The organism is Pseudomonas sp. P4_C4 (genome assembly GCF_056402055.1).
The window spans coordinates 1-11613 of sequence record NZ_JBFUID010000104.1; the positions used below are offsets into that span (position 1 = coordinate 1).

3 protein-coding genes are annotated in these 11613 nt (G+C 61.3%); 1 reads left to right on the top strand and 2 read right to left on the bottom strand.

Going from position 1 to position 11613, the window contains the following annotated elements; genetic code table 11:
- Positions 1-9677, bottom strand: a 9677-nt coding sequence (locus AC1DXW_RS30055; protein WP_477760841.1) for a peroxidase family protein, incomplete at its 3' end; no start/stop codon positions are given.
- Between the two features lie 641 nt (positions 9678-10318).
- Between AC1DXW_RS30055 and AC1DXW_RS30060 the strand changes: the two genes are divergently transcribed.
- Positions 10319-10522 (top strand): hypothetical protein, encoded by a 204-nt coding sequence (locus AC1DXW_RS30060; RefSeq protein WP_477756496.1) that lies wholly within the window; start codon positions 10319-10321, stop codon positions 10520-10522.
- Positions 10523-10722: 200 nt separating this feature from the next.
- Here AC1DXW_RS30060 and AC1DXW_RS30065 read toward each other — a convergent pair.
- Positions 10723-11613 (bottom strand): calcium-binding protein (locus tag AC1DXW_RS30065; RefSeq protein WP_477760842.1); only part of this gene is annotated, 891 nt, incomplete at its 5' end.

The window sequence follows — 11613 nt, forward strand, 5'->3', positions numbered from 1 at the left end:
TCCCCAAGCTCGGTGACTTCGTAGACATCGTTGCCGCCACCGCCGACCATCGTGTCGGCACCTGCGCCACCGATCAGGACGTCGTTACCCGCACCGCCCACGAGCGTGTTGTCGAGCGCGTTGCCGGTGCCCGCAAAGTCGCCGCTGCCGCCGAAAAACAGATTTTCGACGTTGGCACTCAGCGTGTAGCCCGAGAGCGAGGTCCAGACCGTGTCGTTACCGGCACCGGCGAGCTCGGTCACCACGTCCCCAAGGTCGGTGACTTCGTAGACATCGTCGCCAACACCGCCGGCCATCGTGTCGGCACCCGTACCCCCGATGAGAATGTCATTGCCCGCGTCACCATTGAGGATGTCGTTGCCGCCCAAGCCGTTCAGGATGTCGTTGCCAGCACCTCCGCTGGCAATGTCGTCGAATGCCGTGCCGGTCCATATGTCGACACCGGCGGTACCGACAAACAGAGTACCGGCGGCCACCGGGGCCGTAGCGTCGGACGCAATGCTTTCGGCCGTACCGAAGTCATCCACGTAACTGACCACCACGCGCACCTGATCGCCGACCTGAGTCTGGCCAAGCGTGAACGTGCTAGCGGTGGCTCCGGCGATGTCGACGAAGGTGACCCCATTGGTCTCCTGCCACTGGAAGGTGAACTGCGGATTGCTGAGGCCATCGACGTCGATGATGCTCGACGGGTCGGCGGTCAACACCTCGTTCAGAAACGCAAGCCCGAGGATGGTCGGCCCTGCGGTCGCTACGCTGTTCCCCGCAGAATCGACGATCTCCAGCGTACCCTGGGCATCCTGATACACCGCCCGAACGCGGAGGTTCAGACCGGCGACATCGTCCGCCACCAGATAGGTGGCGCCGGTTGCCCGCGATACCTCGCCAGCGGCGAAAAAGGTGATGTCTTCAAAGACACCCGAGCCCGCAACGTTTTCGACCTGCCAGTAGTAAGCCACCGGACCGGTAACCGCGCCGGTCGGATTGGCCGCACTCACGCTGTCAGCATCGCGTATCGACTGATCGCTGACGCGCAACAGTTGGCCGGCGACAGGCGCATCGGTACGCGCACCGGTGGTGGCATCGAGGATCGCCAGACGCCCCACAGGACCGCTGTTCAATGCGGTGCCGACGCCGGACGCCTGCGCCTGGTCTGCGAACTGCAGACGCTCGATGCCCGTCAGGCGATCGACGCCATCACGCCCGGCCACCAGGTCGGTCACGATGACGGCGTTGCCATCGACAGCGACGCTGTACTCCGACGCATTACCGGAGAACACCGCGGTGTCGAAGCTGTCAGTGCCGGTCAGAATCTCCCGCACGATGACCAGCTGGCCCGGATTGTAAGTACCGTTCAGCATTGCCTGAACCATCGGCGCCATGCTGTCGAACGTGGCGATTTCCGCGCCAGTGCCATCAGCGTTTGCCCGTACGCTGATGCGTACGTTCAGCCACTTGTCACCATCGATGATGTCGTCACCACCGCGGCCTTCGATAAGGTCGCTGCCGCTACCACCGAGGATGATGTTGCCGCCGTCGAAGAACGTCGCTCCGACTGGCAGCAGACCCGCCAGACCGTTGATCAGGCTGATGTTGGTCAGCACACTGCCGGTTGCACCCGCGGTGGGTAGCGATGTCGCATCTTCGTTATCACCGCGCAGGAAGTCACCGTGGGACGAACCCGACAGGCCTTCCATGATGTCGAAACGAACCAGCGCCGAGGCTCCCGAACCCGGCATCGGTGGCACATCGAAGAAGCGGTCGCTGTAATCGATGGTCACGCCCTGGGCGAGATCCTTGAAGGTTGCCCAGTCATAGCCGGAGCCGCCGATATAGCGGTCACCCATGCCGAGACTGCCGACCATGATGTCGTCGCCGCCTTCGGCGTTGAACTTGTCGTTCTCGTTGCCGCCGACGAATACATCGTTGCCGATTACCGGATCGTTGCCGAGCGGATCGAAGTTGTCGCCAGGCGCACCGTCCGAGGTACCCTTCTCGATCCAGTCGTCGCCTTCGTTACCCATGTCCTGTTCGTTGGCTTTGCTGCCCAGGATGAAGTCGTTACCCTGGCCACCAATGGCCTCGGAGGCGTCCTCACCGGTCACGATGAAGTCGTTGCCGAACCCGCCAATGATCAGGTTGATGCCGTTGCCTCCGTGCAGCACGTCGTTGCCGTCGCCACCCTGGATGTTATCGTCGCCACCGGTGTCGGTGATGATGTCGTCACCGGCACCACCGCGCAGTTGGTCGTTGCCGTCACCGCCGTCGATGCGATCGTTGCCACCATCCCCCCAGACTGTGTCATCGCCTTCACTGGAGATGAGTATGTCTGCGTTGTCTGTGCCACCCAGCACGATGTGCTCGGCACCGTTGTAGCGGATGTAGTTGGTGTCCGCCCCCACTGTCAGCGGGTTGTCGCGGAACACCACCTGCTCGCCGTTCGGGCCGAGCGGGTCGACGGTGACCAGGCCTTCGTTGAACTGCCTGCCCTGGTCCACTTCCAGATAGAACCCCGGATCCGAGAACACCAGGCCCGGCAAGTGCGTGGCCGAAGTGTTGGCCATGATCAGCTTGGCGAACGAGTTGCTTTCAAGTTCCGCATTCATCGACAGGCCAGACGTACGCTCCAGATAGTAGAAGCGGTCGCCGTCCTGCAGTTTTTCCAGCTGGTTCTCGAACACGAAGTTGAATGTCGTGCCGAGCATGCCGCCGAACGGGGTTTTCTCTTCGGCCAGGCCGCCGATCCACAGGTCGATGGCATCGACACCCGTGATAGTCACACCCTTCAGGTCGTCGGCAGTGCCCACCACGCCATCCGTGCCGGGCAGCGTTACGTTGGCAAAGGCACCGGTGCTGTTGAGGAAGTCCAGGCGGTCAGCCGGCGCACCCACACCACCGAAGACCAGTGCCAGGGCTGCAGCGCGTTTGCCTTCCAGCGTGGTCGCCGCCGTGATCGTGTCATGCGTGCCATAGGCCGCGATGAAGTTGATCAACGACTCCGGATGCTTGAGGTGCTGCACCAGATCGACCCAGCTGGTGTACGGCTTGAGTTGGGTATCACCGGTTTGGCTGTAGATGTCGCGGCGGATCGCATTGAGTGAGGGAATCCCCACGTCGCGGCCACGGGCGATGTTGAGCGCCGGCAGGTCGAGCGGCAGGCCGAGCAGGTTATTGCGCAGTGCCTCGGTGACGAACTCGTCGATTTCGTTACCGGTTTGCCGCGTCAACCCGCGCACGATCGCACTGGTCGCGTCCTCTGGCGATACGCCACTGGCGGCGTACGCCAACGGGTTGAGGAACGCCGCGATCAAGCCCATTTGCTGATCGGGATTAGCGCTGGCCGGATCGCCCACCACGTTGAAATCGATGTCGTAGCGATCGACGGTCTCGGTCAGCATCGAGTGGCCAAACCGATACACGGTGTGGGCGAACTCGGCGACGATCGAGGCATCGAGGTCGACGTCGTAGACCTGGGTCGGTGCAAAGAACAGGTCAACGTTGGGCTGGATGGTCCGCGCAAACTCCTCGAACACCAGGTGTTGATACTGCATCTCGGTGCCGAACTTGGCAGCCTGGAACAAGCGCTCGCCATTCCACAGCAGCGCATCGAACTCAGCCTGGGTGGCTGGCAACGCGCTCACCGGAGTGAGCAGCCACTCATTGAGGAAGGCTACGTCACCCGAATCGAGCACGGTGTCCTTGGTCTGCTGGACCAGGCGGTTGTGCTCGGAGTGGAAGATCGCATGCACCGCGGTCAGGCCGATGTTCTCGTTGACCCGGCCGTCGCCGGCGATGTAGTGAGCGTCGAGCAGTTCGTTGTCATAGGTCAGGTTGTTGCCGCCCGGGCCAGCGGGCTGCGCATTGCCGACAATGGTGTCGGCATCCGCCAGCAGAACCCCACCGACGATTACCGGCGCGGCATTGTTGTTAATGTCGACGAGGAACTGGTGACCGGTGCGCACAGCATTGGTCAGGTTAAGGGGAGCAAGCGGATTGCCTTCGACAAGGACGTCATCCGCGGTGCCGCCAAGACCGTCAACACCCTTCATCACCACCATCGGGAAGCCGTTCGGCCCCTTGATGAAATTGCCATAGGCGTCAGTCGCCAATAGCGGGGCATTATCGACATCGGCATCGGTAAGGTTGATACCCAGGATGTCGCGGGCCTGTGCCTTGACGACCTTCCAGGTCGCCATGCCACCGATTTCGACGTCGTCCGCGGTACCAAACGAGCCATCCACACCCAGATCACGGTTGGTGATCAGCCTGCCGGTCGCTACGGGGCCGTTGTCAGTCATTTGATAAGCGCGCAGGAACACCTGATGCGACGGGTGCGAGCTGTAGGTCTGGTTCTGGTCCACGAACGGCGTGGTGGTGTTGGTTTGCTCATGGATGTCGTCGGCCGTGCCGAGAATGCCATCCGCCCCTGGCAGGTTGGTCGCGCGGGTCAGCACCATGAAGTTGGTGTTGCCGCCTGGCACAAACAGCGGATCATCCGGTTGCAGCGGGATGAACACGGTGCCCGAACCGCCTTTGGTCACCAGGTCCAGACCATGATCGAAGAACTGCCCGAAGAAGGTCATCCAGGCGTTGAACGGCGCAGACAATCCCGCATCCGCCGCGGTGTTCTCGAAAAAGTACACATTGTGGTCGTCGGCGGTACCAAACTGTCCATCCATCCCGGGGCTGGCGACTATCTGTACGCCATCCTTGAGCACGTCGTCGTTACCCACCGCGCCGAAGTTGAGCACACCGTCCAGGCCCGGGTCGAAAGCCGTGGCATAGGCCGCCGGGTTGTTCGCCGTCTGATCGACGATCAGGTTACTGATGGTGCGCGGCTGCGAGTCAATCACAAGGCCGCTGTTCTGCGCATACGACGTTCCCGCTTCCGCCGGATTGAAGACCGGATCGGTCAAGCGCGGGAAGACGTTATCGGCGGCACCAAACTCGGTGTGATTGTTGCCGTTGAGGTTCATCAGGTTGTTGTTCGACCCGTCGACTGCACGCAGGCCCAACGGCGCACGGATGTTCGGGATCAGCGAGAGGATGTCCTGACCGGACGCTTCCGCCTCGGCAATCTTGATCTGGTCGAGGATGAAGTTGAGGTCGGAACGGACCATGTGAAGGCCCGCGCCACCCGCGGTGGCATCGACTACAGGTACCGCCGCCGTTGGCGTGACCGGTGCACCGGCGACTATGGTAGCCGTCGGCGTGGAGAACAGGATCTCCGTGGTGCCATGACCGTCCTGATAGATCGCCTTGACCCGCAACGACAACCCGGCGAGGTCGGGAGAGACCTTGAACGCGGTGCCATCGGCGCTTTGGAACGCCAGGTCGCCAGCCGGCAACAGGATGATGTCCTCGAATACGCCGGTGCCTGGATTGGCCTCGAACTGCCAGATGTAGGACACCGAGGAGTTGTTGAGAGTACCCAGCGGATTACCCGCCGCGATGTTGTTGCCATCGCGCACCCCTGCGACGCTGACCGTCAGCGTGTCGCCCACCGTTATCGCCCCGCCGTTGCCATCCGTGACGGTAGGACTGCCAACCGGTTGGGCATTCTGCCCCGGCACCAGCACTAGCTGGTCATCGGCGAATTGCAGGCGTTCGATATGCAGCAGGGTATCGGTGCCGTCGCGACCCGCTACGCTATCTGTCACCGTATAGACATCGTCCGCCAAAGTGGCCGTGCCGCGGTCGTCAACGGTAACCGTATACTCGGCCTGAAGCCCGGAGAAGATGGCGGTGTCGAAGGCCGCCCCACCCGTTGAGGTACCGGGCATGATTTCCCGCACGGCCTTGAGCTGGCCAGGGTTAAAGGTGCCGTCCAGCATGAGCGGGATCATATCGACCATGCTGTCGAAGGTAGCGATCTCAGGGCCGGTATGGTTGACGTCGCCGGCGGCATAAACGGCAATTCTGACGTTGATCCATTTGTCGCCATCGATCAGATCATCGCCACCGCGGCCTTCGATCAGGTCGCTGCCATTGCCGCCGAGGATGATGTTGCCAGTGGCAAAGCCAGTGACCGGCAATCCGGCATCGGCCAGGAACTGGTCCAGGCCGCGGATCAGCGCGACATTGGTCAGCGCACTGCCCGTGGTACCGCCGTGGTTGACGATAGTGACTGCATCGACATCATCGCCTTTGAGCACATCGCCGAAACTCGAACCGGACAAGCCTTCGACCTCGGCAAAACGGTCAAGAATCGAGGCAGGCGAGGCGCCGACCGGATTGAACACGCCGGCATTCTGGTTGGGTGCATTGCCGTGTGGCTGCGCCAACGCGGCCAGGCTCAGGTCAACGGTCACGCCAACCTTGTCATTCTTGTAGGTGACCCAGTCGAAGCCGGACATGCCGTCCATCTTGTCCTGGGCATCGCTGCCGACGAAGATGTCGTCGCCACCCTCGCCGATCATTTCGTCGAAACCGCCACCACCGACAAAGATGTCGTTACCGATCACATCGTCATTGAGCAACGGCGAGAAGTTATCGCCAGGCGCACCGTCCTGGGTGCCCTTCTCGATCCAGTCATCACCTTCGTTGCCGGTCGGTGGCAGGTTGGTCTTGGCGCCGAGGATGAAGTCATCACCCTGACCGCCGAAGGTGGTGCTGATGTCTTCGGTGGTGATGATGAAGTCCTGACCATCGCCACCCAGGATCAGGTTGCCTGCGGCAAGCATGCTGCCAACCACGATCACATCGTTACCGGCATTGCCTTCCAGACGGTTGTCGCCGAACGAGTCGCTGATGATGTCATCGCCCGCGCCGCCCAGTACCGCATCGTTCCCGGCACCGCCTTCGAGGCGGTCGTTGCCGGCGTCGCCGTAGATGGTGTCATCGCCGTCACCGGAAATGATGATGTCATTGCCGGCGGTGCCGCCCATGACGATATGGTCTTCACCGGTGTAATGCAGATAATTGGTGTCCGGCCCCACCGTGTCGGGGTTGTCGCGAATCACCAGCGGCACGACTTCCACGCCGTTGATCATGATGCCGCCCGTCGGATCGGCACGGCTGTCCACGCCCAGGCCGGTGAACTGGGCGGCCTGATTCACTTCGAGGGTGAACGTCGGCGTCAGGAACACAGTGTTCGCCAGGTGGGTGACATCGGTGTTGAGCATGATCAGCTTGGCAAAGGAGTTGTTCTCCAGTTCAGTGCCGAAGTTCAGGCCCGCGGTACGCGACAGGTAGTAGAAGCGGTCGCCGTTCTGCAACGCCTCCATCTGGGTTTCAAACACGAAGTTGAACGTCGAGCCGAGCATGCCGCCGAACGGCATCTTCTGTTCGGCGAGGCCACCGACCCAGAAGTCGATGTCGTCGACGCCCGTGATCGTCACACCCGTCAGGTCATCTGCAGTACCCGGTACCCCATCTTTACCGGCCGTCGTTACGTTGGCATAGGCACCGGTGCTGTTGAGGAAGTCCAGGCGGTCAGCCGGCGAACCTGCACCACCGAGTACCAGCGCCAGGGCTGCAGCGCGTTTGTCTGCCAGCGTGGTCGCCGCCGTGATCGAGGAATGCGTACCAAAGGCCGCGATGAAGTTGACCAGCGACTCGGGGTGTTTGAGGCTGTCCGCCAGGTCAGCCCAACTGATGTATGGCTTGAGTTGGCTGTCACCGGTTGATGCATAGAACTCACGCCGCGCCTCATTCAAGGTGGGGATGCCAGTGTCGCGACCACGCGCCAGGTTCAGGGCCGGCAAATCGAGCGGCAGACCGAGCAGGTTGTTGCGCAACGCTTCGGTGACGAACTCATCGATCTCGTTGCCGACCTGGCGGGTCACACCGCGAACGATCGCCCCTGCCGCCTGGTCCGCAGTCACCCCGCTGCCGGCGAACGCCAGCGGGTTGAGGAAGGCCGCGATCAGACCCAGTTGCGAGTCCGGGTTGGCCGGGTTGGTGAGGAGCGGATTGAACGCGGGGTCGAAGCGATCGACGGTCTCGGTCAACATCGAGTGACCGAAGCGGTACACCACATGGGCGAACTCGGCGAGGATTGCCGGGTTGATCGAGGTGTCATATCCATTGGGCGCAAGGAATCCGTCGATCTGCGGCTGAATGGTCCGCGCGAACTCCTCGAACACCAGGTGTTGGTACTGCATTTCGGTGCCGAACTTGGCGGCCTGGAACAGACGTTCGCCGTCCCACACCAACGCTGCGATCCCGGCGGGTGTAGTCGGAATCGCGGCCACGTCGACTGCCAGCCACTCATTGAGGAAGGCCAGGTCGCCGGCGGCTATGAGGGTGTCCTTCGTTTGCTGGACCAGGCGGTTGTGCTCGGAGTGGAACACATGGTGCACGGTGGTCAGGCCAATGTTCTCGTTGACCCGGCCGTCGCCGGCAATGTAGTGGGCGTCGAGCAGTTCGTTGTCATAGGTCAGGTTGTTGCCGCCCGGACCAACGGGCTGCGCATTGCCGACAGCGATGTCGGCATCCGCCTGCAGAACCCCACCGACGACTACCGGTGCGGCATTGTGGGCGATGTCGTCGAGGAAGCCATGCCCGGTGCTCACGGCGCTGGCCAGACTGATCGGAGCAGCCCGGTTGCCTTCGACCAGTTGCGTGACGTCATCAGCTGTCCCGGCGATGCCGTCAGCACCGTTACTGATGCGAATCACCACCTGCGGCATGCCGTTCGGCCCGCGGATGAAGTTGCCGTAAGCATCGGTCGCCAGCAGCGGTACGTTGTGCACATCGGCGTCGGTCAGGTTGATGCCGAGAATGTCACGGGCCTGCGCCTTGACCACCTTCCAGGTCGCCATGCCGCCATTTTCGCCGTTGCCGTCGTCGGCAGTGCCGAACAGACCATCGGCGCCGAGATCGCGGTTGGTAATCAAGCGTCCCGTTGCAACAGGATCGCCGTCCGCATTGAGCACGTACTCGCGCAGGAACACCTGATGCGAAGGGTGCGAGCTGTAGGTCTGGCTCTGGTCGACGAAAGGCGAGGTGGTGTTGGGCTGGCCATCATCGGCAGTGCCAAGTACTCCGTCTGCGCCGGCGGTACGCACCGCACGTGGCAGCACCATGAAGTTGGTCGGGCTGCCCGCTACGAACAACGGATCGTCCGGTTGCAGCGGAATAAACACGAAGTCGGTAGCGCTCTTGGTGACCAGGTCGAGACCGTGGTCGAAGAACTGGCCGAAGAAGGTCATCCACGAGTTGAAGCTGGCGGTCAGGCCGACGTCCGGCGACACGTTGGGCATGAAGAACACGTCCTTGTCATCGGCCGTGCCGAACACGCCATCCAGCCCGGGGCTGGTGACTATCTGTACGCCTTCCTTGAGGACGTCGTCATTACCCGCACCCACCACGCCGAAGTTGAGCACACCGTCCAGGCCCGGGTCGAACGCTGCGGCGTAGGCCGCCGGGTTATTGGCGGTCTGGTCGACGATCAGGTTACTGATGATCCGTGGTTGCGGATCGGTCACCGACCCTGTCCCGGCGTATGCATCCAGAAACGAGGGATCGAGCAGGCGCGGGAAGGCATTGTCCGCGGTGCCAAACTCACTCTGGCCGGTGACCAGGTTGTTGAAGCTGCCATCGACGGTACGCAGGCCGAACGGCACCTGAGTGTTGGGAAGCAAATCAATGAGGCTTGTGCCGTCGGCATTCGCTTCTGCGATAAAGATTTGTTTAAGGATGAACTCCAGGTCCGACTTGTTGAAATTGGCCATTTTGGATTGCCCTCGATCTATTTGGGTAAAGGCACGGGACGAGAAAATCCTCCCGCGCCAAGTCAAGTGCTGGCTTGCGCAGTTTGTTGGTTATGTTTTTTTGCAAGAGCTCTGGCGTTACCCGGGACCCGGGATACACGCCTGGAATTCGCGAAATGAATTGCTCGCCGGGCGATCAGGCAGAGCGGATTCGAGCCCTGGGCGGGCCATGGAATCTGGAAGTGAAGGCGAACGTCCTGGACAGCCCCTTCCCTCTGCAAAAGCACGAAATGATCGACATAATTCTGCTCCTCTCAGGAGAATCACCGCGCCTTGCGTTGCCAAAGCGATGGCAAGCTTCAGGCGGGCGGGTCCCCCGATAACTAAGACTAAAGTTCCATAGCAAATCTTTGTCAATTTTACGTCGATAAAACAGACGACCGGTGTTAGGCCTCACAACTAGCTGTTTTTAAAAGACATATAGGAAGTTGAGTGCAGGTATAGAGCGAAATGTTATTTCTTACTGCCGGGAGTGCATAAAGCAAAGGAATAAAGTCGTAGCGCGTAACGACCTAAGTACCTTTCATGTCCTTCATCCAGAAGAAGGTTGTGTCCTTCCAGCCTTGGGTGGAGAGATTGCGCGCGCCGAACCGGAGGTACGGGTGGCCGTCGAAAAAGGCCTGAAGCAAATACAGAAAGCCTGGGCCGATCGTCTCGGTAGCCCTGATGCGGCATGGGCCGTCATCGCTCAATGTGTGGGAGCGCTAGTCCTGTCCCTAGCAGTCGAGAAAGAACGAACTCACAAGGAAATCATTGCCTCGACCCGCGAAGCTATTGAAAAGAGCTATTTCACGCCGGAAAAATAGAAAAACGTCTCCGATTATGCGAGAGCAGCTCGCAACGCCATGATCATCGCTATCGCTGCAAAACCCTGGTCGATTCAGGCCCTCCCTGAATACCCACACCGAATGCATTCATGAGGCGATTGAGTGGAAGGAGAAAGAGAGGGCATCCATTGCCCTCCCCTCTACTGTTCCGCCCTCCTGCGACGGTACTGACCAGTACCTCAGACGACCAGAATGAAGTCCGTCTGATCAACGGCCGCGCTGTTGACACCCACAAGGCGGATGGAGTCCGCTCCGATCCCGACCACGGTGTCTGCCCCGTCAGCCGTTATGCTCACGTTGGTCGCGAACACCGCGCTAGTGACCCCCATCCCCGTGATATCGAGCAAGTCCTGCCCTGCAGCCGGGTTGGYTYCGAAGTTCAGGATCGTATCGTTGCCGAAGCCTGGGGCAAACGCGAAGATATCGTTGCCGGCGACGCCGCCACTCATCACGTCGTTACCTGCGCCACCGACGAGGACGTCATTACCCGCCCCCCCCMCGATCACGTTGTCGAGCGCGTTGCCGGTGCCCGCAAAGTYGCCGCTGCCGCCGAAAAACAGGTTTTCGACGTTGGCACCCAGGACGTAGCTCCCGAGCGAGGTCCAGRCCGTGTCAATACCCTCMCCGCCAAGCTCGCTCACCACGTCCCCAAGCTCGGTGRCTTCGTAGAYATCGTTGCCGACACCGCCGGYCATCGTGTCGGYACCTGCGCCACCGATSAKGASGTCGTTACCTGCGSYACYGACGAGGAYGTCATTACCCGCCCCCCCCRCGATCGYGTTGTCGAGCGCGTTGCCGGTGCCCGCAAAGTCGCCGCTGCCGCCGAAAAACAGGTTTTCGACGTTGGCRCCCAGGACGTAGCTCCCGAGCGAGGTCCAGACCGTGTCGCTGCCRSMACCGGCGAGCTCGSTCACCACGTCCCCRAGSTYGKYGACTTSGTAGACATCGTTGYCGMCRCCRCCGACCATCGTGTCGGYACCTGCGCCACCGATCAGGACGTCGTTACCTGCGCCACCGACGAGGACGTCATTACCYGCCCCCCCCGCGATCGTGTTGTCGAGCGCGTTGCC